Here is a 21,596-nt window from a genome sequence, read left to right as displayed (position 1 = left end):
CGGGGTATTTTTATCTTGATTTCCCCTGGCGACCTGACTGGAAACATCTCCGCGCTTGCCGCAGCGAAAACGATTCCATATCTCGTCGACAATAAAAGATGCATTTGAAATACATTTTTATGGTCAGCCCGTGCGCGGCTTTATAGAATACGGCAATAAACCTATCCACCGAGGTAACCATGCAAGATCTCATTTGTTATAAAAAAATGCCGCAATGGAACAGCCATACACTGCCGGCGGCCTTTCAGGAAAAACACAACACCCAGGAGGGCACCTGGGCCAGGCTCGCCATCCTGCAGGGAGAGATGACCTTTGCGCTGTTGCACGACAACGGTGAAACCAAAGAAACCTTTCATTTCTCGGCGCAAAACCCACCTCCGCTGGTGGAACCGCAGGCATGGCACCGCATCGTTTCCTTTTCCGACGATCTGCAATGTCAGCTGAGTTTTTTATGTAGCGCGGAAGATTTCTACCATAAAAAATACGCGCTCACCCGCACCCATTCCGAGGTCATTCACGCCGTGCAGGTTATCAAGCCCTGCAAAACGCTGGATTTAGGCTGCGGCGGCGGACGTAACGCCCTGTATTTGAATCTGCGCGGCTTTGACGTCACCGCCTATGACAAAAACGAGCAAAGTATTTATTCGTTAAATGAGATCGTCAAAAGCGAATATCTGAAGAATATTCAGGCCGGTATCTACAATATCAATCTGGCGGCAATAGCGGATCGCTACGATTTTATTCTCTCCACCGTGGTGCTGATGTTTCTGGAGCGCGAGCGTATTCCGCACATCATTCGCAATATGCAGGAAAGCACCACGGACGGCGGATATAATCTGATTATTGCGGCCATGTCGACCGATGACTACCCCTGCCCGCTGCCGTTTTCTTTCACCTTTAAAGAAGGTGAACTGAAAAATTATTATGCGGACTGGGAGATTATCAAATATAACGAAGATATCGGCGAGCTACACAAAACCGACGTGAACGGCAATCGAATAAAACTGCGTTTTGCCACGCTGCTGGCAAGAAAAACATAGCGGCGCCATCAGGGACAAAGGGCCGATAATATCGGCCTCTCCTGTAAGTCGGCGATACCCGGGCCTACCGTACCGAGGGGCGCTCCGGCGGCTTACGCCGCTACGGCCCCTCGCCACGCTCTCCCTAATAACGAGCTTTGTCAATGGTCTGAAAGGCCGATAATATCGGCCCTTGCGGTACGCCCGTCTAAAGATCAGCTCGCCTTGCGTTCCGCCGCCTGGCGATAAGCCACCAGATCCTCAATAGTCAGCACCGGCATATTATGTTTTCTGCCAAAGGCGATCACTTCCGGCGCGTGCGCCATGGAGCCGTCATCGTTGGTCAGTTCGCACAGTACGCCGGCGGGCTTCAGGCCGGCCAGCCGGGCCAAATCCACGGACGCTTCGGTATGTCCGCCGCGGGTTAATACGCCGCCCGGCTGGGCGCGCAGCGGGAAAACGTGCCCCGGGTGATTCAAATCGCTCGGTTTGGCGTCATCGGCGATTGCCGTACGGATGGTGGTGAGGCGATCGGCGGCGGAAACCCCCGTGGTGACGCCGTTCGCCGCTTCGATGGTAATGGTGAACGCCGTCTGATAATGACTGGAGTTGTGCGTCACCATCATCGGCAATTCCAGCTGTTGACGACGCTCTTCCGTCAGGCACAGGCAAACAATGCCGCTGCCGTGGCGGATGGTCAGCGCCATTTGTTCCACGGTCATATTTTCCGCCGCAAAAATGATGTCGCCTTCGTTTTCGCGATCTTCATCATCCAACACCAATACGCCACGTCCTTCACGCAGTGCGTCAAGGGCGCGTTCTACACGTTCAACCGGATTGCCAAATTCAGAAAGTAATGTCTGATTCATGGTAAAAAAACCTCAATGTTAATATGGGTTACCAGAATCAGGGCGATCTTGAGGAGTAATCATTACCACTGGTTACAGGGCAATGACTAACAAAAATAACGCGAGCGGGCATCACACCCGACAGGTACCGTTACTCTCTCCCATCCGGACTCTAACCGTCGGCTCCGGGATTACACCGGATCTGCTGACCTCACGGAAAAACCAACTATTTTGCTGGCAAACCAACCATGAGCGCTCGCGGGCTTCCAGCACGTATACGGAATATACGCCTGGTTTACCGCCGGTGGGGAATTACACCCCGCCCTGAGAATAAGCGGATTTACTATAACGCTAATAAAGTGACAGGGCAATTGATCGGCAACAGGAAATGTGACATCGCAGCGCTGAATAATTGCAATGTAACGGCGGTTTTGGTTTATACCTTCCCCAACTCGCATTACACTTACTCCTATCTATAACAGAATCAGGAAAGCGCCATGATTGACCCGAAAAAGATTGAGCAGATCGCCCGTCAGGTGCATGAGTCCATGCCGAAAGGTATCCGGGAATTGGGCGATGACGTAGAGAAGAAAATCCGTCAGGTATTGCAGGCGCAATTCAGTCGGCTTGATTTGGTAAATCGTGAAGAGTTCGACGTCCAGACCCAGGTGCTGCTGCGCACGCGTGAGAAAATCGCCCGGCTGGAGCAACGCCTGACCGAGCTGGAAGCGCAATTCACCGCCGCGGAAAAACCCGCCGCCGCGCCAGATGACGAAAACGCCTAAGCCATCCGATAATCAACGCCTCTCGCCTTGATCCGGAGGCGTTGCATCAATCAGCGATAAGTTTGGCTTGTCGCTGCGGCAAAAAAATCCACAGCAGCGCCAGCATGGTAAGCGCATACAGGGATTTCCAACCGATCATCAACAGCAGCGCGCAGCACAGCAGGCTGCCGATCATCGCCATCACCCTGGCCCGCCCTTGCAGCAAACGCCACCCTGCCAGCATGCACAGCAGATAGATCAACACAAAAATCCCGTTCGCATACACAATCAGCAGGTCCAACGGCAACGCCAGCCAGTAAATAAGCAGGCAACTGATTAAACAGCATATAACCACGGCCGACAGCGCATTGGCCGGCGCCCGCCCGACGGAGAGTTTCGCCAGTGGACTACCCTTCGGCGCCTGCGACCACACCAGCCGGGCAAAACCCTGCGTATAGATATTCACGCCGGCAAAGCAGGCCAGATACCCGACAATGCAGGCGATCCACAGCGCGTGCTCGCCGAACAGCCGCACCACAATCCGCGGCAATGAGGCCGTGGCCGCCCAGCCGTCGCCATAGACATGAAAGTGCAAAACGGCGACGGTGCATCCCCAGTAAACCGCTCCCGCCAGCAGCATGCCGATCAGCAATGCCCGGGGGAAATCGCGTTCAGGCACCCGGAACTCCGTCGCCAGATGGGCGAAGGCTTCCAGACCGACAAAACACCAGAACATCACCGCCAGCGCGCTAAAGGTATTGCTCCAGGAGAGTTCGCCGGCCGACGGCCAGGGGATATGGCTTGGCGTAATATCCCCCCGCCACCAGATGGCCACCACCAGGCCGACCACCAGCATGGCGATGATGACCTGGATATTGGCGCTGGAACCCGCGCTACGCAGCCCGAGCAGCCAAATGCCCGCCAGCGTCAGCAATTGCACCAGCAGCAACCCGGATGCGCTCCAGCCAAACGCCGCCTGCCAGAAACCGGCGGCGATCTGCAGCGCCGCGGGCAGTCCCAGCGGGATCACCGAAAGAAACAGCCAGCCGGAAACCCGAGCCAGACGAGGGCCGAAGGCCAGGTTGACGAAATGGGCGACGCCGCCGGCGTTGGGGAAGCGTTGCCCCAGCGCCGCAAACCCGACGGCGATAGGGAACACAAAAAGCATTAACAGCGGCCAGGCCCACAAACTATCCTGCTGAGCGATCTGCGCCACCAGCGCCGGCACCGCAAAAACGCCGGTACCCAGCAACGAAGTGGCAAGCAGGCCGATGCCCTGTATCAGTCCCAGATCCTGTTTTAATCCTTTTGCTTCGCTCATCTTTCAACCTGCAGTGCGTGAAAATCAATAAAAAAACCTCCACGAACGGAGGTTTTTATCACTATCAGCCAGTCGCGCCATCAGGTATTGGCTTTCAATACGTCCCGGATACGCGCTTTGTAAGATTCGACTTTCTGGGGCGTCATCATTCTGCGCTCATCGTCCAGAACCACACCGCCGACATCGTCGGCGATACGCTGCGCCGACTGTAGCATCAGCTTAAAATTCTGCCCGGCATCGCCGTAAGAAGGCACCATCATAAACATGGAAACGCCGGGAGTGGAAAACTCGGACATCTCGTCCGGGTTAAATGAACCGGGTTTCACCATATTGGCCAAGCTGAACAATACCGGCCCTGCTCCGGCCGGGTTGACGTGACGGTGGAAAATATTCATCTCGCCGAACTGGAACCCTGACTGCAGAACGCTTTGCAGCAGCAGTTCGCCGCCGATAACCCCGCCCTGATGCGCGGCGACGTGCAGCACCAGAACGGCCTCTTTCGGCTGTTCGCTTTGAACCGGCTCAGGGGAAAACGGCTGAGCGTGGTCGGCGGTTGATGCCGTTTCTTTATAATTATCCGCGGGCGGGAAATCGTCGGAGAATGCGGAGGTCTCCCGCGGCGGCAAATCCAGTTTCGGTTCAACAACCTTGGGACGATCGTCGCCGCTAGGCTCGGTACGCGGGGAGTCAACCGGCGTGGTTTCGTCCAGCAGCGGATCGTAAGCGGAGCCGGGGTGAACCGGCGTCTTGCCAAACGGCGATTTGGCTTCGGGACGCGCCTCTTCCTTATAGCTGCCGAGGGAAGGCTCATTCTGCGAACGCGAGCTTTTTACCCGAACTTCGCCGACTCCTTCGTCGAGATCGTCAAGCGGCGTTTCATCTCGCTCGTTTTTCAAACGTTTAACCGGGCGATCGCGAAAAAGGGACGAACGCTCTTTACGGCTAGTCCACAAGCCGTGCAGTAACAGCGCTATTATAGCGATCGCACCAACGACGATTAATATCAGACGCAAGTCCTGCATCATTGCTATCCCAATTGTTTCAATACATTGCCACCGCGGCAACTACTTTATATCACTAACTCTATTTGCCTGCGTACACAAGTGCAAGTCTGCACGGTACATTATGACAAGAAAGATAGATACAACGCATTTTTTTGCTGTTTTTTCATCCAAATGCAGGCTGGTCAGTCTAAAATCATCCCGATATGATGCAATCACGAATAAATGACTGAGAACACGACCCATGCTTCATTCCAGACCGGTAGCCAAACCACACGGCGGCGTACATTATTTTCTTGCGGGATGGCGGCAGATTTCGCTGCCGGGCATCCGGCGTTTTGTCATTCTGCCGCTGCTGGTGAATATTTTACTGATGGGAGGGGCTTTCTGGTGGCTCTTTACCCGCCTCGGCGATTGGATCCCGCAGATTATGAACTACGTTCCGACGTGGCTGCAGTGGCTTAGCTACCTTATCTGGCCGATCGCGGTACTCTCCGTGGTGTTGGTGTTCGGCTATCTGTTCAGCACGATTACCAATTTTATCGCCGCCCCCTTTAACGGCCTGCTGGCGGAACAGTTGGAAGCGCGCCTGACCGGCCAGCCGCTGCCCGACGCCGGCATCCTGAGTATTGCCAAGGACGTTCCCCGCATCATGAAGCGCGAGGTGCAGAAACTGGCTTATTACCTGCCGCGCGCCCTGTTTCTGTTTTTGCTCTACTTTATACCGGGCATCGGTCAAACCGTCGCGCCCGTGCTATGGTTTCTGTTCAGCGCCTGGATGCTGGCCATTCAGTACTGCGACTATCCTTTCGATAATCATAAGGTCGACTTTTCCGCCATGCGCCAGGCGTTGCGGCAGCATAAAGTCGCCAATATGCAGTTTGGCGCGCTGATCGGTCTGTTTACGCTGATCCCTTTCCTGAATCTGGTGATTATGCCGGTCGCGGTTTGCGGCGCCACCACGCTGTGGGTTGATCGTTATCGCCATCTTTCCGCCACGCAGCGAAAACAGTTGTGAGATCTGACGCACATGAACCGATGCTTTCTATTGTAATGAAAAGATATTTCCTAAGAACATAACGATATAGCAATTCTTTACTTCACTGAAAAGTATGAACGGGTATTCTCTCTAATGTTCGCAAATGTTAGCAAAAATTTCATACAGTTATAAGGACAGGCTATGAGCAAGATCTACGAAGACAATTCTTTTACAATCGGCCATACGCCGTTGGTTCGTCTGAACCGTATCGGCAACGGACGCATTCTGGTCAAGGTTGAGTCGCGCAATCCCAGTTTTAGCGTTAAGTGCCGTATCGGTTCCAACCTGATTTGGGATGCGGAAAAACGCGGCGTGCTGAAAGAAGGCGTCGAACTGGTGGAGCCGACCAGCGGCAATACCGGCATCGCGTTAGCCTATGTGGCCGCCGCCCGCGGTTACAAGCTGACGCTGACCATGCCGGAAACCATGAGTATCGAACGCCGCAAGCTGCTGAAAGCGCTGGGCGCCAAACTGGTGCTGACCGAAGGCGCGAAAGGCATGAAGGGCGCTATCGCCAAGGCGGAAGAAATTGTCGCCAGCGATCCGCAGCGCTTTCTGCTGTTACAGCAGTTCAGTAACCCGGCCAACCCGGAAATTCACGAAAAAACCACCGGGCCGGAAATCTGGGAAGATACCGACGGCAAAGTCGACGTCTTTATTGCCGGCGTAGGTACCGGCGGTACGCTGACCGGCGTTAGCCGTTACATTAAAAACACCAAAGGCAAGGCTATCATCAGCGTGGCGGTAGAACCGTCTGATTCGCCGGTTATCAGCCAGGCGCTGGCGGGTGAAGAGATAAAACCGGGCCCACACAAGATTCAGGGCATCGGCGCCGGCTTTATTCCGGATAACCTCGATCTCAAGCTGGTCGATCGGGTAGAAAAAATCAGCAACGAAGACGCTATCAGCACCGCGCGCCGTTTAATGGAAGAGGAAGGCATCCTCGCCGGGATCTCTTCGGGCGCCGCAGTTGCAGCCGCGTTGAATCTGCTTAAAGAAAAAGAATTCGAGGATAAAACCATCGTCGTTGTCCTGCCATCTTCCGGTGAACGCTACCTGAGTACGGCGCTTTTTGCGGACCTGTTTACCGAGCAGGAACTGCAGCAGTAAATTCTCTTTTCTCTGCACCACGGCAAGTAAATCAAATGTTAAAAAAGCACCTGCTTAGGTGCTTTTTTTAGTGCTTTTTTGTGGCCTGGTTCAAATTTTACAGCATAGATGGATTGCTTTTCTGCGCCAGGTCCGGTATTTAACCGGACAATTATTTTGATGCGTGAAATTAATACCCGCCAAAACGTCGCTCAACGCTGAATCGATTTAACCGATGCCAAAATGGCTGTATCATCGTTTTGCTTGTTGAGTTCAAGCAATGATTTGAGAATCAGGCGATATTTGGTGGTATTTTATTCAGGAAATACTTTTCGCCGTTTCCTTGCCGCATCCCGGCCTGCCCCTGTAACATAATCAGGTGCTAACCACACAGGCTAAAGTTCAGTGGATACGCTAAGCTTTAGTTCCACAACATCAATTTAATCCATAAGTTGGGGAAAACAGAATGTTCCAGCAAGAAGTGACTATTACAGCACCGAATGGCCTGCACACTCGTCCTGCTGCTCAGTTTGTCAAGGAAGCCAAAGGTTTTGCTTCTGAAATCACCGTAACGTCCAACGGTAAAAGCGCCAGCGCCAAGAGCCTGTTTAAGCTACAGACTCTCGGTTTGACTCAGGGCACCGTGGTTACTATCGCTGCAGAAGGTGAAGACGAACAAAAAGCTGTGGAACATCTGGTTAAACTGATGGCAGAGCTTGAGTAACAGGCTGGCTTTTTTAGTGAACATCAGAATCGAGTAAGGTAGGGTTATGATTTCAGGCATATTAGTATCACCGGGTATCGCTTTTGGTAAGGCACTGTTACTGAAAGATGATGAAATAGTCATCAACCGGAAAAAAATCTCTGCGGATCAAGTAGAGCACGAAGTTGAACGTTTTCTGACTGGTCGGGCCAAGGCCGCAAAACAGCTGGAAGCCATCAAGAACAAAGCGGGTAAAACGCTGGGCGCAGAGAAAGAAGCCATCTTCGAAGGCCACATCATGTTGCTGGAAGATGAAGAGTTCGAGCAGGAAATCATAGCCCTGATTAAAGAAGAACACGCTTCCGCCGATGCCGCCGCCTTTTCAGTGATTGAAAATCAGGCGAAGGCGTTGGAAGAACTTGACGATGAATATCTGAAAGAACGCGCCGCGGACATGCGCGATATCGGCAAACGCCTGCTGAAAAACATTCTTGATATGAACATCGTCGATCTGGGCGATATCGAAGAAGAAGTCATTCTGGTCGCCACCGACCTGACCCCCTCCGAAACCGCGCAGCTCAATCTGGACAAGGTGCTGGGCTTTATTACCGATATCGGCGGCCGTACGTCCCATACCTCCATCATGGCCCGCTCGCTGGAATTACCGGCGATTGTCGGCACCACGGACGTCACCAAACAGGTTAAAAACGGCGATTATCTGATTCTGGACGCGGTGAATAACAAAATTTACCAGAACCCCTCCGCTGAAGTTATCGATGAATTAAAAGCCGTTCAGCAGCAATACCTCTCTGAAAAGCACGAACTCGCCAAACTGAAGGATCTGCCCGCCATCACGCTGGACGGCCATCAGGTGGAAGTTTGCGCCAATATCGGAACCGTGCGCGATGTCGGCGGCGCCGAACGTAACGGCGCCGAAGGCGTTGGTCTGTACCGTACTGAATTCCTGTTTATGGATCGTGATTCCCTGCCGACCGAGGAAGAGCAGTTCCAGGCCTATAAAGCCGTTGCCGAAGCCGTTGGCGCCCAGGCGGTGATCGTCCGTACGATGGATATCGGCGGCGATAAAGATCTGCCTTATATGAATCTGCCAAAGGAAGAGAATCCTTTCCTGGGCTGGCGGGCGATCCGTATCTGTCTGGATCGCAAAGAGATCCTTCATGCCCAGCTGCGCGCCATCCTGCGGGCTTCCAGTTTCGGCAAACTTCGCATCATGTTCCCCATGATCATCTCCGTTGAAGAAGTACGTGAACTGAAAACGGAACTGGATCTACTGAAAGCGCAGCTGCGGGAAGAAGGCAAAGCCTTTGATGAGTCCATTGAAGTGGGCGTAATGGTTGAAACGCCGGCGGCGGCGGCCATTGCTCATCATCTGGCGAAAGAAGTTGACTTCTTTAGTATTGGGACAAACGACTTAACCCAGTATACTCTGGCAGTTGATCGCGGTAATGAGCTGATCTCTCATCTCTACAACCCGATGTCTCCAGCAGTATTGACCCTGATTAAACAGGTGATTGACGCATCCCATGCCGAAGGTAAATGGACGGGAATGTGCGGTGAGCTCGCTGGTGACGAACGTGCTACACTACTGTTATTGGGAATGGGTCTGGACGAATTCAGCATGAGTGCAATCTCTATCCCGAGCATCAAGAAAATTATCCGTAACGCTAATTACGGGGATGCGAAGGCGCTGGCGGAACAGGCGTTATCCCAACCGACAGCACAAGAGTTGAGTAACCTGGTGAGCCGATTCATTAAAGAAAAAACGCTCTGCTGATCCACATGCTGGCCCAATATTAATGCTTAGGAGAAGATCATGGGTTTGTTCGATAAATTGAAATCTCTGGTTTCTGATGACAAAAAAGACACCGGCAGCATCGAAATCATTGCCCCGTTGTCCGGCGAAATCGTCAATATTGAAGATGTGCCGGACGTCGTATTTGCTGAAAAAATCGTCGGCGACGGTATTGCCATTAAACCTACCGGCAACAAAATCGTCGCTCCGGTAGATGGCACCATCGGTAAAATCTTTGAAACCAACCATGCTTTTTCTATCGAATCCGATAGCGGTATCGAGTTATTCGTTCACTTTGGTATCGATACCGTCGAGCTGAAAGGTGAAGGTTTCAAACGCATCGCTGAAGAAGGCCAGCGCGTCAAGAAAGGCGATCTGATTATCGAGTTCGATCTGCCTCTGCTGGAAGAGAAAGCCAAGTCCACGCTGACCCCTGTGGTTATCTCCAATATGGATGAAATCAAAGAATTGGTTAAGCTGAGCGGCACCGTGGTTGTGGGTGAAACGCCGGTTATCCGTATTAAGAAATAAACCATATCCGTCTGCGATGGTTTGAAAACGGCGCCTCACAAGGGCGCCGTTTTTTATGGCGGGCTATCCATGCCCGCCACCTTTCAGGCCGCCGCAAGCGGCGTTGAAAAACGCTCCCGGCGTTTTTTTATGGCGGGCTATCCATGCCCGCCACCTTTCAGGCCGCCGCAAGCGGCGTTGAAAAACGCTCCCGGCGTTTTTTTATGGCGGGCTATCCATGCCCGCCACCTTTCAGGCCGTCGCAAGCGGCGTTGAAAAACGCTCCCGGCGTTTTTTTATGGCGGGCTATCCATGCCCGCCACCTTTCAGGCCGTCGCAAGCGACGTTGAAAAACGCTCCCGGCGTTTTTTTATGGTGTTATTTCCAGCGCGGAATACGCAGGCAGATAACCAGCCCGCCCTGCGCCCCGTTTTCCGCTTCAATATGCCCGCCGTGCGCCTGCACCACCCTACGGGCGATGGCCAGCCCCAGCCCGTATCCTTTGCCGGAAAGCGGCGATTCAATGCGGATAAAGGGATCAAAAATGCTGGATAGCTTACTTTTCTCTACGCCCGGCCCCTGATCGGCCACGCGGATAGTCCACTCATGCTCATCGCCGCTCAGTGAAACCCGAACCTGCTGCGCCCGAATGGAAAAACGCAGCGCATTACGCACAATATTGTCGATCGCCCGGCGCATCAGTTCGGCATTGCCTTTCACGGTGTGATCGACGCCGTCATCCGCCTGCAGCAGGATTTCAACGCCGGGAACCTGCGCCTCATAGCGCGCATCGTTGACCACCGCCGTTACCAGCCCCAGCAAATCAAAATACTCTTCATCAACATCGGCATTTTGGGTGCGCGACAATGCCAGCAGTTCGCCAATCATCTTGTCCATACGGGCCGCCTCGCGCTCTATGCGCAACAGCGAGCTTTCCGTATTGCCGGCGTTCTGGCGCACCAACCCGATGGCCAGCTGCAGGCGGGCCAGAGGAGAACGCAACTCGTGGGAAACATCGTGCAGCAGCTGTTCTCTGGTGCTGACCAATACCTCCAGCCGCTCAACCATCGAGTCGAAGTCGCGCGCCACCTCGCTGATTTCATCATGCCGCTTGCGCATCGCCGGCAGCAGTCGCACCGCCAGATCGCCCTGCGCCACGCGCTCGAAGCCGCCACGCAGTTGATTAAGCGGCCGCGCCAGATTCCAGGCCAACAGCCAGCTGAAAAGCAGCCCGCCCAGACCGGCGATCCAGAACAACGGGGAGGGAATATTGAGGATCAGCGGCGGCCGGCGGGGACGGAACTCGTCACGCAGCTGATGGACGTTAAAACCGATCTGATAGCGCTCCCCCCGCGGCCCGCTCACCGGCTTTAGCAGATGAGCGCCCGGCGGCTCGCCGTTAGGCGGCGCACTCTCCCCATCGGGCAATGACGGCGATAGCGTGGTTACCGCGAGATAGCGCCGTTCTTTTTCCGGCCATTGCGCCATCACGCGGTTCAGCTCGGCCAATCCCCCCTGCCGCAGCGCCGCGACGGCGGTGGTCGTCTGCATGGTTGCAATGCGCGTGACCACCTCCTCTTCCAGCGGCTTATGCCGCTCGCCGTACAGAGAAAACGCCAGCCATAGCAGCTGGGACATAACGATAAACGTCAGCCAGAACCCCAGTAATATCTTCCAGAACAGCCGCCCGCGTATCATCATCAACGAATCCGATATCCCACGCTGCGCACAGTTTCAATGGTCAGTTCGTTGCCGTCCAGCGCGCCAAGCTTCTGGCGGATATTGCTGATATGTACGTCCACGCTGCGGTCGTAGGCCTCGCGGCGGCGTCCGAGACACTTTTCCGATAGCTCATCTTTTGATACCACCCGTTCCGGGGAACGGAGCAGCAACTCCAGTAAATTAAACTCCGATGCGGTGAGATCAAAAGGCTGCCCCCGCCACTCGCTGCTGCGGGTCGCCGGATTAAGCACCAGATCGCCGCATGAGGCGATGCTCTCATCCAGCTTTTTACTCGGCTGGTCGTCATAACGGCGCAGCACCGCCCTAAGCCGGGCCACCAGTTCACGCGGGTAACAGGGTTTCGGCATGTAATCATCGGCGCCCATTTCCAGCCCGATAACGCGGTCGATATTGTCGCCCTTGGCGGTCAGCATAATCACCGGCAGTTGCTGGTTTTTTCTTATCTGCCGCAAGACGTCAATACCGCTCATGTCCGGCAGCATGATATCCAGGATAAGCGCGGTGTATTCCCCCGACATCGCGCCATCGATCCCCTCTTTGCCGGTCAATACCCTGGACGTCGCAAACCCTTCGGCGTTAAGATATTCGCAAAGCATATTGCCCAGTTCCACGTCGTCATCGACCAGTAAAATTTTCATACTCTGTCTCCACTTACGGATATAGGGTGCATTCTCAGGCCTGACACCGATTTTAGCAGCCGGATTTACGCAATCCTTACCCTTTCTTTGACGAAAGATTACCTATTCCCTGCCACACTCGGGGTAAATTACACTTTCTTGTTTTATCCTTATCCGATGTACGATTTAAGGACGTATTCTCCTGATGCCATTACGATTCATGACAACCCGTAACATTATCGTGACGGTTGGCGTTGTGCTTGCCGCCGTGCTTGTTTATCTGTTTTCATCACCATCCGATCCAAGCGTAAACTATATCACCGCGGTCGCCGAAGCGCGCGATATAGAGGAAACGGTTCTGGCGGACGGCACCATTGAGGCGCAAAAGCAGGTTAGCGTCGGCGCGCAGGTGTCGGGGCAGATAAAAGCGCTGCACGTGGCGCTGGGAGATAACGTCACCCAAGGGCAGCTGCTGGCGGAAATTGACGATCTGACCCAGCAGAACGCGTTGAAAAACAGCGAAGCCGCCTTGAAAAACGTGCAGGCGCAACGGGCGGCCAAGCTCGCCACGCTGCGCAATGACGAACTCGGTTGGCAGCGGCAGCAGATGCTGATGAAACGCGGCGTCGGCGCCCAGGCGGATTACGACAGCGCCAAAGCGACGCTGGATGCGACAAAAGCCGATATTGACGCCCTGGACGCGCAAATCGTTCAGGCGCAGATTGCCGTGAACACCGCCCAGGTCAATCTGGGCTATACCAAAATTCTTTCCCCCATGGACGGCACCATCGTCTCGCTGCCGGTGGAGGCGGGGCAAACGGTCAATGCGGTGCAAAGCACCCCCACCATCGCCAAAGTCGCCAATCTGAATACCATGACCATCAAGGCGCAGATATCCGAAGCGGACATCGTTAAAATCAAGACCGGCATGCCGGTATGGTTCAGCATCCTCGGCGAGCCGGAACGGCGCTATCAGGCGACGCTGCGCGATATTGAACCCGCCCCGGACTCGATTGACGACGACACCACATCCTCGTCATCTTCCAGCAGCACCAGCAGTACCTCGTCCAGCAGCGCCATCTATTACAACGGCCTGTTCGACGTCAATAACGCCGACGGGGTATTGCGCATCTCCATGACCGCGCAGGTCTACATCCTGCTGTCATCCGTTAAAAACGCGATAGTGGTTCCCGCCACCGCCTTAACCCTCCATGACGGCACCCACCATGTCCAGGTGGTCAACGGCCAGGGGAAAATCGAATCCAGAGTGGTTACCGTCGGTCTTAACGATAACGTATATACCCAGCTGCGCGCCGGCGTCAGCGTAGGCGAGCACGTTATCGTCAGCCAGCAGTCGGGCAATACCACAACCACGCGCCAGCCCGGCCCGCCGATGGGGCTGTAATCATGTCGCAACCCTTACTCGCGCTGCATAACGTCACCCGCCGTTTTATTAACGGCGAACAAACCGTTACGGTGCTGAAAGATATCAATTTGACCATCGACAGCGGGGAAATGGTCGCCATTGTGGGCGCGTCAGGTTCGGGCAAATCGACGCTGATGAACATCCTGGGGTGTCTGGACAAACCGTCGGACGGGGACTATCAGGTCGCCGGCCAGTCGGTGCGTACGCTAAGCAGCGACCGGCTGGCGCAGCTGCGCCGCGAAAATTTCGGTTTTATCTTCCAGCGCTACCATCTGCTGGGCGATCTCTCCGCGCTGGGCAACGTGGAGGTTCCCGCCATCTATGCGGGGAAAGCGCGTCAGGCGCGGCGGCAACGGGCGGCGGAGCTGCTGGGCCGGCTGGGGCTGGGGGAACGGCTGAACTATCGCCCCAGCCAGCTTTCCGGCGGGCAGCAGCAGCGGGTCAGCATCGCCCGGGCGCTGATGAACGGCGGCAGCGTCATTCTGGCCGACGAGCCCACCGGCGCGCTGGATACCCACAGCGGCAACGACGTGCTCGGCATCCTGAACGATCTGCACGCCCAGGGGCACACGGTGGTGATTGTGACCCATGATATGCAGATCGCGGAATTTGCCCAGCGCATTATCGAGATCCGCGACGGCGAGATCATCGCCGATCGCCAGGTGAAAGCGTCACCGGCGCCGCCCCCGCCTTTGCCCGTCTCGCCGCCGGCGGCAATCTCAGCGCTCAATCAGGCCAGGGACCGCTTTATCGATGCGTTTAAAATGGCCCTGCTGGCGATGAATGCGCAGCGCATGAGAACCTTTCTGACCATGCTGGGGATCATTATCGGCATCGCGTCGGTGGTGTCGGTGGTGGCCCTGGGAAAAGGCTCGCAGCAGCAGGTGCTGGCGAATATCAGCGCCATGGGCACCAGTACGCTGGAGATTTTCCCCGGCAAAGACTTCGGGGACATGCGCTCCAGCGCGATTCAGACGCTGCGCGCCACCGATATTTCGCCGCTGGCCCAGCAGCCTTATGTGCATAGCGTCACCCCTTCGGTGTCCACCAGCATCACGCTGCGCTACCGCAATATCGCCGTTTCGGCGAACGTCACCGGGGTCGGCGAACAGTTCTTTACCGTGCGCGGCTACCAGATTGACCAGGGCATTACCTTCCCGGCCAGCAGCGTGACCAACCTGGTGCAGGACGCCGTCATTGATAAAAACACCCGCGATAAACTCTTCGCCAACGGCGAGGATCCCATCGGTCAGGTGATTTTACTCGACTCGATGCCGAGCCGGATTATCGGCGTCGTCACTAAAAGCCAGTCAGGATTCGGCAGCGATGAAAACCTGAACGTCTGGGTACCCTACACCACGGCGATGAAGCGCATGATCGGCCAGTCATATCTGAAAAGCATCACCGTGCGGGTAAACGACGACGTCGATCTGAGCGTCGCCGAACAGGGCATTACCCAAGTCCTGACGCAGCGCCACGGCACCAAAGACTTTTTCGTCATGAACACCGACAGCATTCGCCAGACCATTGAGAAAACCACCTCCACCATGACGTTGCTGGTCTCCATGATCGCCCTGATCTCGCTGCTGGTCGGCGGCATCGGCGTGATGAATATCATGCTGGTTTCCGTCACCGAGCGAACGCGGGAAATCGGCGTACGCATGGCGGTCGGCGCCAGAACCAGCGACATCATGCAACAGTTTTTGATTGAAGCGGTGCTGGTCTGCCTGTTCGGCGGAACGCTGGGGGTGATGCTGTCGCTGGCGGTGGGGGTGGTCTTCGCCGAATTCAGCACCAACTTCACCATGGTTTACTCCAGCGGGTCGATTATCGCCGCCTTCCTGTGCGCCAGCCTGATCGGCATCATCTTCGGCTTCTTCCCGGCGCGGCGCGCGGCGCAAATGGAACCGATCCACGCGCTGGAGCGGGAGTAGCGGCGGCGCCCGGCCTAATCAAACACCCCGGTGGATAAATAGCGATCGCCGCGGTCGCAGGCGATCGCCACGATCAGGCTGCCGGGATTTTCCGCCGCAAGACGCAGCGCGCCCGCTACCGCGCCGCCGGAGCTGACGCCGCAGAAAATACCTTCCTGGCGCGCCAGCCGGCGCAGCGTTTCTTCCGCCTCCGCTTGAGACACATCCAGCGTGCGGTCCACCAGGTCGGCGCGGAAAATGCCCGGCATATAGTCCGCCGCCCAGCGGCGGATGCCGGGAATATGGCTGCCTTCGGCGGGCTGCATCCCCACCGTGACAATCTCGCCGCGCTGCGCTTTCAGGTAACGGCTGACGCCGGAAATGGTGCCGGTGGTGCCCATGCTGGAGACAAAATGCGTTAACCTGCCCGCCGTCTGCCGCCAGATTTCCGGCCCGGTGGTCAAAAAATGGGCGAGCGAGTTATCCGGATTATTAAACTGATCGAGGTTTTTACCCTCGCCGGCCAGCGCCATTGCTCGCGCCACATCGCGCGCGCCCTCCATGCCCTCCTCCCGGCTGACCAACACCAGCTCCGCGCCGTAGGCGCGCATCGCCGCCTGGCGTTCGCGGCTCATGTTATCCGGCATCAGCAGCTTCAGCCGGTAGCCCTTGGCCGCGGCGATCATCGCCAGCGCAATCCCGGTGTTGCCGCTGGTCGCCTCAATCAGCGTGTCGCCCGGGGTAATCTCCCCGCGCAGCTCCGCCTGATGGATCATCGACAGCGCCGCGCGATCTTTTACCGACCCGGCCGGATTGTTCCCTTCCAGTTTCAGCCACACCTCGCTGTCCGTTCCCTGCGTCAAACGCTGCAATTTCACCAGCGGCGTATTACCAATACAATGTTCAAGCGTCGTCACGAGTTAAACCCTAAAAAAACCCCATCATCGGCGGTAAACGTTAATGTTGATCGGGCGGGCGATTTTCCCGTCCGCGCGCCAGCTGCCGGGCGACGCGCCACTGTAACGCGCTTTTGACGAACAGCGTCAGTATCGCCATCACCGTGAGTAACGCCGCGGCGGTAAAGGCGCCGACGGTGTTATAGTCCTGATGCAGCAGTTCCACCTGCAACGGCAAGGTGTAGGTTTCGCCGCGGATCGCCCCCGAAACCACCGACACCGCGCCAAATTCGCCGATCGCCCGCGCATTGGTCAATACCACGCCGTACAGCAGCGCCCAGCGGATATTCGGCAGCGTCACCTTGCAGAACATTTGCCAGCCCGACGCGCCGAGCAGCACGGCGGCTTCCTCCTCCTGGCTGCCCTGATTCATCATCACCGGCACCAGTTCCCTGACCATAAACGGGCAGGTAACAAAGATGGTGACCAGCACGATGCCCGGCCAGGCGAACATCAGCTGCACCCCATGCGCATCCAGCCAGCCGCCGACCGCCCCGTTGGTGCTGTAAAATAACAGATACAGCAGGCCGGCCACCACCGGCGACACGGCGAAGGGGATGTCGATCAGCGTCAGCAACAGCTGCCGCCCCGGAAACTGAAAGCGCGTCACCAGCCAGGCCAGCAGCGTGCCGAATACCAGATTGACCGGCACGGCGATCGCCACCACCAGCAGCGTGAGGCCTATCGCATGCAGCATGTCGGGATCGCTCAGGTTACGCCACACGCCGCCGAACCCCTGCGAGAACGCAGCGGCGAAAATCGATACCAGCGGAATGACCAGCATAATCAGCGATAATATCACCCCCAGCGTAATCAACGCCCATTTCCCCCAGCTGCGCGGCGGGCGGGCGGGACGCTTCGGTTGCTGGGTCACGGTGGAAAGATCGGCCATTAAACGCTCCGGGTTCGCTGGCCAAAACGGCTTTGCACTACGTTGATGGCGAACAATAACAGCAAAGAGGCGGCCAACACCACGGAGGCAATCGCGCTGGCGGCCGGAAAATCAAACTCCTGGAGACGCATAAAGATCATCAGGGAGATCACCTCCGTCTGCCAGGCCATATTGCCGGCGATAAAAATGACGGCGCCGAACTCCCCCAGACTGCGGGCCAGCGACAGCGCGGTGCCGGTCAACAGCGCCGGGGTCAGCTCCGGTAGAATCACGTAGCGAAAACACTGCCAGCGACTCGCCCCCAGCGTTTGCGCCGCCTCTTCATATTCCGGCCCGAGATCCTCCAGCACCGGCTGCACGGTGCGCACCACAAAAGGAATGCTGGTGAACGCCATCGCCACCGTAATTCCCAGCCAGGTATAGGAGACCTTGATGCCGTATTCCGCCAGCCAGGCTCCATACCAGCCGGTGGTTGAAAACAGCGCGGCCAGCGTCAGCCCGGCCACGGCGGTGGGCAGCGCAAAGGGCAAATCCATCAGGCCGTCCAGCAGCGCGCGACCGGGAAAGCGATAACGCGTCAGGATCCAGGCCATCAGCAGGCCGAACCCGGCATTGAATAGCGTGGCGACTCCCGCCGACAATAAGGTCACTTTATAGGCGGCGACGACCTGCGGATAGGAGATCACCGCCCAATACTGCGCCCAGCTCATATCCGCCAGCTGCATCGCCAGCGCGCTCAGCGGTAATAACAGAATCAAACAGATAAACAGCAAACTGCTGCCCAGACTCAGCGCGAATCCCGGCAGCACCCGCTTACTTGCGACGGAAAGCATTATTGGCGACCGGCCGCCAGCAATTTATCCAGCTCGCCGCCGGTTTCAAAATGAGTTTTCATCACCTGCGGCCAGGGGCCGAACTGATCTTCCACCTGGAACAATTCGGTAGCGGGAAAGCGGGATTGCAGCGTTTGCATCAGCGCCGGGTTGTTCACGCGGTAGTAAAAATCGGCGATGACCTGCTGCGCTTCCGGGCTGTAGAGATAATTCAAATATTCCCTGGCCGCCCGTTCGGTGCCGTTGCCGGCAACGTTCTTGTCGATCCAGGCGACCGGGAATTCGGCCCGCACATTCACCTTCGGCACGATGACCTCATAGTTCTCCACGCCGTACTGCTGGCGAATATTATTCACCTCCGACTCAAAGCTGATCAGCACATCGCCAAGCTGACGCTCGACAAAAGTGGTGGTCGCGCCGCGGCCGCCGGTATCAAACACCGCCACGTTGGCCAGAAAACGTTTTATCCAGTCGCGGGTTTTCGCCTCATCCCCGCCGTTGGCCCGACTGGTGGCGCCCCAGGCCGCCAGATAGGTGTAACGGGCGTTGCCGGACGTTTTGGGGTTGGGGAAAATAAGCTTAACGTCGTCGCGCACCAGATCGTTCCAGTCATGGATCCCTTTCGGATTGCCTTTACGCACCAGAAAAGCCATGGTCGAGTAGAACGGAGAGCTGTTATTCGGTAAGCGGCTCTGCCAGTCGGCGGGGATTAACTGCCCGCGATCGTGCAGGATCTGCACGTCCGTCACCTGATTGTAAGTGACCACATCCGCTTTCAGTCCTTGCAGAATAGCCAGCGCCTGTTTGGAGGAACCGGCATGGGATTGCTTGATGGTCAGCGGATCGTTCGGGTGCTGCGCCAGCCACTGCTTTTCAAACCCCGGATTTAACGCGGCGAACAGCTCCCGGGAAACATCGTAGGAACTGTTTAAAATCTCGGTGGCGGAGACATATCCCTGCCCGCCCAACAGTAATGACAGCGCCAGAGAACCCTTTACCAACCAGTTTGTTATCGGTTTTTTATTCATCATTTTTTCCTGCCAGAGTTATTGTCGGAATCGTTTTTTTAAGAGACCAGTGTATGTGCAGGTTGGGGTCGGGCCAGGTAATTTATATAGAATATTTCGGGATTTTTAAGCACCAAAACGCATAAAAAATTGCCGGAAGCAATTTTTAACGCCGCTTGCGGCGGCCCGAAGGGTGGCGGGCAGGGATAGCCCGCCATAAAAAATTGCCGGAAGCAATTTTTAACGTCGCTTGCGACGGCCCGAAGGGTGGCGGGCAAGAACAAACTACCCGATGTCCGCTTACTCAGTCATCGGATAGTCTCAATCGGCGCGCAGCCACTGCAAAAGGCCAGGCCGGGATTACAGCGCCAGCAGGCGCTCCAGCGACGGGGCGAAAAAGTAGCTGCCGCTCACCGCGCGGGTGAAACGCAGCATATCGTCGCGCTTGCCGTCCCGTTCGCCAAACATGCTCAGCAGCTGCTGCTCGATATTGTGCAGGCTGGCGCAATAGGCGATGAAATACAGCCCGTGCTTGCCGCTGGCCGTGCCGTAGGGCAGGCTTTGGCGCAGAATCTTCAACCCCTTGCCGTCTTCTTTTAAATCGACGCGGCTGACGTGCGAGGTAACCGGACGCTGTTCGGAAGAAAGCTCTTCGTTGTCCTGCTTGGTGCGGCCAATCATCTGCTCTTGCTGTTCAACGCTAAAGCGCTGCCACTGCTTGAGATTGTGCTCCCAGCGCTGGGTAAAGACATAGCTGCCCCCGGCATCCGGCTGGTCGTCGGGAATGATCGCCACGCCGCGGCGATCGTCGCCCTGCGGGTTTTCCGTCCCGTCGACAAAACCGCTCAGATCGCGGTCCTCAACCCCGCGGAAGCCGTGAATTTCCTCTTCCACATGGATGGCGCTGCCAAAGGCGGCCAGCGCCGCCTGCGCCAGGCTGAAATTCACGTCGTGGCGTAATGACTGGATATGAATCAGTAGATCGCGCTGGGTGGCGGGCGCCAGCCCTTTGCCCAACGGCGTAAAAGACTTGAGCTGCAGCGCGGAATTCTGGCAATCCAGATCGCGCCATACGTCGCAGCCAAACGCCAACACCGCGCCCAGGCCGGCATCGGGAAACTGCTGTTGCAGTTCGGTCAATGCCTGACAAAACTTTTTGCATCCCTGCCGAATGGCATCAAATTCCCCCTGGACCATGGCTTCCATAAAGATGGCAAAACGGCGATGCTCCGGCAAAATACCGCTCTGAATTGGTGTCATCTGTGCTTCCTCAATCTAAGCATGCTTCTTTGTTGTTATTTATGATGGTATTAGCTGCGATTCCGTCTGCGCAGCACCGCTATCATACCGGAAGAAATGAGGTTTTTACTTTGCTTCAACGCAAAATCGTCACAGACGCCACATTTGCGCCTTATGGAGATCGTTTCTTGACCGAGGAGCCTTACCGCCGCCGATGCGACGCAGGCCGGGCGATCAGTCGCGAGCCTGCGCATGCCAGACGATCTTGCTCACCCGCCATGTTTTGAGGATGTCGTCAGGCGGCATCAACCCTTCCGGCCCGCTCCAGTCGCCGGAAAACAGGTAGCTGACGTGTTTGCTCTGCGGCGCCGCACACTCGACGCTTTGCGCGTCGTCGCCCTGCCCCGGCTGACATGCGCCGAACGCCTTGCTGTATGAGTCGCTGAAGGCATCGCCGATCTTCACGCCCCACGCGCTGTCGATGGCCGCATCCATCACTTCCACTTTCCGGACGTTGCTCTTCGGCTGACCGCTGATCGTCAGCTTCACCTCTTTGCCGTCCAGCGCCTGATAAAACGCCACCAGTTGACCGTTTGCCGTGCCCATTCCGCTGCGCAGGCGATAATTGCCGTTCAGCGCCTTGTGCAACACCGGTTCGGACAATGGCGTTCCGGCATTGATATCGCCGACGCCGGCGTCCGACACCTGAAGCGAAGAGCCGAACCAGTTAAACGGCGACAGGCTGGACCAGGAAAAATTGGCCAGCGTACTGCATCCGGTCAGTAATAGCGGTAAACCCAATAGTAGGGGGCGAAATCTCATTACATTTACTCCTCAATATTGAACGGCGTCTGTCTTTAACC

20 protein-coding genes and 1 riboswitch are annotated in these 21,596 nt (G+C 56.2%); of the genes, 9 read left to right on the top strand and 11 right to left on the bottom strand.

Annotated features, from left to right (window positions below; genetic code table 11):
• Positions 1-179: 179 nt before the first annotated feature.
• The gene (tehB, locus tag MFP24_RS03005) at positions 180-1,040 is read left to right on the top strand and encodes an SAM-dependent methyltransferase TehB (protein WP_249229101.1); all 861 of its coding nucleotides are present in this window, start codon (positions 180-182) and stop codon (positions 1,038-1,040) included.
• A 194-nt stretch (positions 1,041-1,234) separates the two neighbouring features.
• Here the strand turns inward: tehB and ribB are convergent, their stop codons facing one another.
• Positions 1,235-1,888, bottom strand: a complete 654-nt coding sequence (ribB, locus tag MFP24_RS03000) for a 3,4-dihydroxy-2-butanone-4-phosphate synthase (RefSeq protein WP_249229102.1) — start codon at positions 1,886-1,888, stop codon at positions 1,235-1,237.
• A 128-nt stretch (positions 1,889-2,016) separates the two neighbouring features.
• A riboswitch (FMN riboswitch) is annotated at positions 2,017-2,203 on the bottom strand.
• Positions 2,204-2,364: 161 nt separating this feature from the next.
• Here ribB and ubiK point away from each other — a divergent pair.
• Complete coding sequence (ubiK, locus tag MFP24_RS02995; RefSeq protein ID WP_249229103.1) at positions 2,365-2,652, top strand: ubiquinone biosynthesis accessory factor UbiK; 288 nt, start codon at positions 2,365-2,367, stop codon at positions 2,650-2,652.
• Positions 2,653-2,698: 46 nt separating this feature from the next.
• Here the strand turns inward: ubiK and yjeH are convergent, their stop codons facing one another.
• Positions 2,699-3,952 (bottom strand): L-methionine/branched-chain amino acid transporter, encoded by a 1,254-nt coding sequence (gene yjeH, locus MFP24_RS02990; protein ID WP_249229104.1) that lies wholly within the window; start codon positions 3,950-3,952, stop codon positions 2,699-2,701.
• Positions 3,953-4,032: 80 nt separating this feature from the next.
• Positions 4,033-4,977, bottom strand: a complete 945-nt coding sequence (gene zipA / locus MFP24_RS02985) for a cell division protein ZipA (protein WP_249229105.1) — start codon at positions 4,975-4,977, stop codon at positions 4,033-4,035.
• 220 nt (positions 4,978-5,197) lie between these two features.
• Between zipA and cysZ the strand changes: the two genes are divergently transcribed.
• From cysZ to crr, 5 genes are all read left to right on the top strand, one after another.
• Positions 5,198-5,971 (top strand): sulfate transporter CysZ, encoded by a 774-nt coding sequence (gene cysZ, locus MFP24_RS02980; RefSeq protein WP_249229106.1) that lies wholly within the window; start codon positions 5,198-5,200, stop codon positions 5,969-5,971.
• A gap of 162 nt (positions 5,972-6,133) precedes the next feature.
• A complete protein-coding gene (gene cysK, locus MFP24_RS02975) occupies positions 6,134-7,102 on the top strand; it encodes a cysteine synthase A (RefSeq protein WP_249229107.1) in 969 nt (322 codons plus the stop codon).
• 445 nt (positions 7,103-7,547) lie between these two features.
• Positions 7,548-7,805, top strand: a complete 258-nt coding sequence (gene ptsH / locus MFP24_RS02970; RefSeq protein ID WP_009114311.1) for a phosphocarrier protein Hpr — start codon at positions 7,548-7,550, stop codon at positions 7,803-7,805.
• Positions 7,806-7,851: 46 nt separating this feature from the next.
• Positions 7,852-9,579, top strand: a complete 1,728-nt coding sequence (gene ptsI / locus MFP24_RS02965) for a phosphoenolpyruvate-protein phosphotransferase PtsI (RefSeq protein ID WP_249229108.1) — start codon at positions 7,852-7,854, stop codon at positions 9,577-9,579.
• A 39-nt stretch (positions 9,580-9,618) separates the two neighbouring features.
• Positions 9,619-10,128: a PTS glucose transporter subunit IIA gene (crr, locus tag MFP24_RS02960; protein ID WP_249229109.1), complete on the top strand. Its 510-nt coding sequence runs from the start codon at positions 9,619-9,621 to the stop codon at positions 10,126-10,128.
• Between the two features lie 357 nt (positions 10,129-10,485).
• Here the strand turns inward: crr and MFP24_RS02955 are convergent, their stop codons facing one another.
• Complete coding sequence (locus tag MFP24_RS02955; RefSeq protein WP_249229110.1) at positions 10,486-11,808, bottom strand: ATP-binding protein; 1,323 nt, start codon at positions 11,806-11,808, stop codon at positions 10,486-10,488.
• The gene (locus tag MFP24_RS02950; RefSeq protein WP_249229111.1) at positions 11,808-12,488 is read right to left on the bottom strand and encodes a response regulator transcription factor; all 681 of its coding nucleotides are present in this window, start codon (positions 12,486-12,488) and stop codon (positions 11,808-11,810) included. The genes MFP24_RS02955 and MFP24_RS02950 overlap by 1 nt, the downstream gene beginning before the upstream one ends.
• A gap of 184 nt (positions 12,489-12,672) precedes the next feature.
• On the opposite strand from MFP24_RS02950, the gene MFP24_RS02945 reads away from it, so the two are divergent.
• Positions 12,673-13,872: an efflux RND transporter periplasmic adaptor subunit gene (locus MFP24_RS02945; protein ID WP_249229112.1), complete on the top strand. Its 1,200-nt coding sequence runs from the start codon at positions 12,673-12,675 to the stop codon at positions 13,870-13,872.
• 2 nt (positions 13,873-13,874) lie between these two features.
• Positions 13,875-15,827 (top strand): MacB family efflux pump subunit, encoded by a 1,953-nt coding sequence (locus MFP24_RS02940; RefSeq protein WP_249229113.1) that lies wholly within the window; start codon positions 13,875-13,877, stop codon positions 15,825-15,827.
• Positions 15,828-15,841: 14 nt separating this feature from the next.
• Here MFP24_RS02940 and cysM read toward each other — a convergent pair whose 3' ends face one another.
• From cysM to MFP24_RS02910, 6 genes are all read right to left on the bottom strand, one after another.
• Positions 15,842-16,723: a cysteine synthase CysM gene (cysM, locus tag MFP24_RS02935; protein WP_249229114.1), complete on the bottom strand. Its 882-nt coding sequence runs from the start codon at positions 16,721-16,723 to the stop codon at positions 15,842-15,844.
• Positions 16,724-16,763: 40 nt separating this feature from the next.
• Positions 16,764-17,654: a sulfate/thiosulfate ABC transporter permease CysW gene (cysW, locus tag MFP24_RS02930; RefSeq protein WP_249229115.1), complete on the bottom strand. Its 891-nt coding sequence runs from the start codon at positions 17,652-17,654 to the stop codon at positions 16,764-16,766.
• Complete coding sequence (gene cysT, locus MFP24_RS02925; RefSeq protein ID WP_249229116.1) at positions 17,654-18,487, bottom strand: sulfate/thiosulfate ABC transporter permease CysT; 834 nt, start codon at positions 18,485-18,487, stop codon at positions 17,654-17,656. The genes cysW and cysT overlap by 1 nt, the downstream gene beginning before the upstream one ends.
• Positions 18,487-19,515 carry a sulfate ABC transporter substrate-binding protein gene (locus tag MFP24_RS02920; protein ID WP_249229117.1) on the bottom strand — a complete coding sequence of 343 codons (1,029 nt, stop codon included), beginning with the start codon at positions 19,513-19,515 and terminating at the stop codon, positions 18,487-18,489. The genes cysT and MFP24_RS02920 overlap by 1 nt, the downstream gene beginning before the upstream one ends.
• Before the next feature lie 339 nt (positions 19,516-19,854).
• Positions 19,855-20,754: a Dyp-type peroxidase gene (locus tag MFP24_RS02915; protein WP_249229118.1), complete on the bottom strand. Its 900-nt coding sequence runs from the start codon at positions 20,752-20,754 to the stop codon at positions 19,855-19,857.
• 213 nt (positions 20,755-20,967) lie between these two features.
• Positions 20,968-21,555: an RpoE-regulated lipoprotein gene (locus tag MFP24_RS02910; RefSeq protein ID WP_249229119.1), complete on the bottom strand. Its 588-nt coding sequence runs from the start codon at positions 21,553-21,555 to the stop codon at positions 20,968-20,970.
• Positions 21,556-21,596 lie beyond the last annotated feature (41 nt).

This window comes from Brenneria tiliae (assembly GCF_023347575.1).
Lineage (GTDB): Bacteria > Pseudomonadota > Gammaproteobacteria > Enterobacterales > Enterobacteriaceae > Brenneria > Brenneria corticis.
This window is presented reverse-complemented; position numbering and strand designations above follow the sequence as displayed.

Bases quoted from the DNA above. Each gene is read 5' to 3' on its own strand.
- cysZ (WP_249229106.1), top strand. From the start codon at position 5,198: ATGCTTCATTCCAGACCGGTAGCCAAACCACACGGCGGCGTACATTAT.
- ribB (WP_249229102.1), bottom strand. From the start codon at position 1,888: ATGAATCAGACATTACTTTCTGAATTTGGCAATCCGGTTGAACGTGTA.
- MFP24_RS02915 (WP_249229118.1), bottom strand. From the start codon at position 20,754: ATGACACCAATTCAGAGCGGTATTTTGCCGGAGCATCGCCGTTTTGCC.
- MFP24_RS02910 (WP_249229119.1), bottom strand. From the start codon at position 21,555: ATGAGATTTCGCCCCCTACTATTGGGTTTACCGCTATTACTGACCGGA.
- crr (WP_249229109.1), top strand. From the start codon at position 9,619: ATGGGTTTGTTCGATAAATTGAAATCTCTGGTTTCTGATGACAAAAAA.
- ptsH (WP_009114311.1), top strand. From the start codon at position 7,548: ATGTTCCAGCAAGAAGTGACTATTACAGCACCGAATGGCCTGCACACT.
- tehB (WP_249229101.1), top strand. From the start codon at position 180: ATGCAAGATCTCATTTGTTATAAAAAAATGCCGCAATGGAACAGCCAT.
- cysW (WP_249229115.1), bottom strand. From the start codon at position 17,654: ATGGCCGATCTTTCCACCGTGACCCAGCAACCGAAGCGTCCCGCCCGC.
- MFP24_RS02945 (WP_249229112.1), top strand. From the start codon at position 12,673: ATGCCATTACGATTCATGACAACCCGTAACATTATCGTGACGGTTGGC.
- zipA (WP_249229105.1), bottom strand. From the start codon at position 4,977: ATGATGCAGGACTTGCGTCTGATATTAATCGTCGTTGGTGCGATCGCT.
- cysK (WP_249229107.1), top strand. From the start codon at position 6,134: ATGAGCAAGATCTACGAAGACAATTCTTTTACAATCGGCCATACGCCG.
- ubiK (WP_249229103.1), top strand. From the start codon at position 2,365: ATGATTGACCCGAAAAAGATTGAGCAGATCGCCCGTCAGGTGCATGAG.
- cysT (WP_249229116.1), bottom strand. From the start codon at position 18,487: ATGCTTTCCGTCGCAAGTAAGCGGGTGCTGCCGGGATTCGCGCTGAGT.
- MFP24_RS02950 (WP_249229111.1), bottom strand. From the start codon at position 12,488: ATGAAAATTTTACTGGTCGATGACGACGTGGAACTGGGCAATATGCTT.
- MFP24_RS02955 (WP_249229110.1), bottom strand. From the start codon at position 11,808: ATGATGATACGCGGGCGGCTGTTCTGGAAGATATTACTGGGGTTCTGG.
- MFP24_RS02920 (WP_249229117.1), bottom strand. From the start codon at position 19,515: ATGAATAAAAAACCGATAACAAACTGGTTGGTAAAGGGTTCTCTGGCG.
- MFP24_RS02940 (WP_249229113.1), top strand. From the start codon at position 13,875: ATGTCGCAACCCTTACTCGCGCTGCATAACGTCACCCGCCGTTTTATT.
- yjeH (WP_249229104.1), bottom strand. From the start codon at position 3,952: ATGAGCGAAGCAAAAGGATTAAAACAGGATCTGGGACTGATACAGGGC.
- ptsI (WP_249229108.1), top strand. From the start codon at position 7,852: ATGATTTCAGGCATATTAGTATCACCGGGTATCGCTTTTGGTAAGGCA.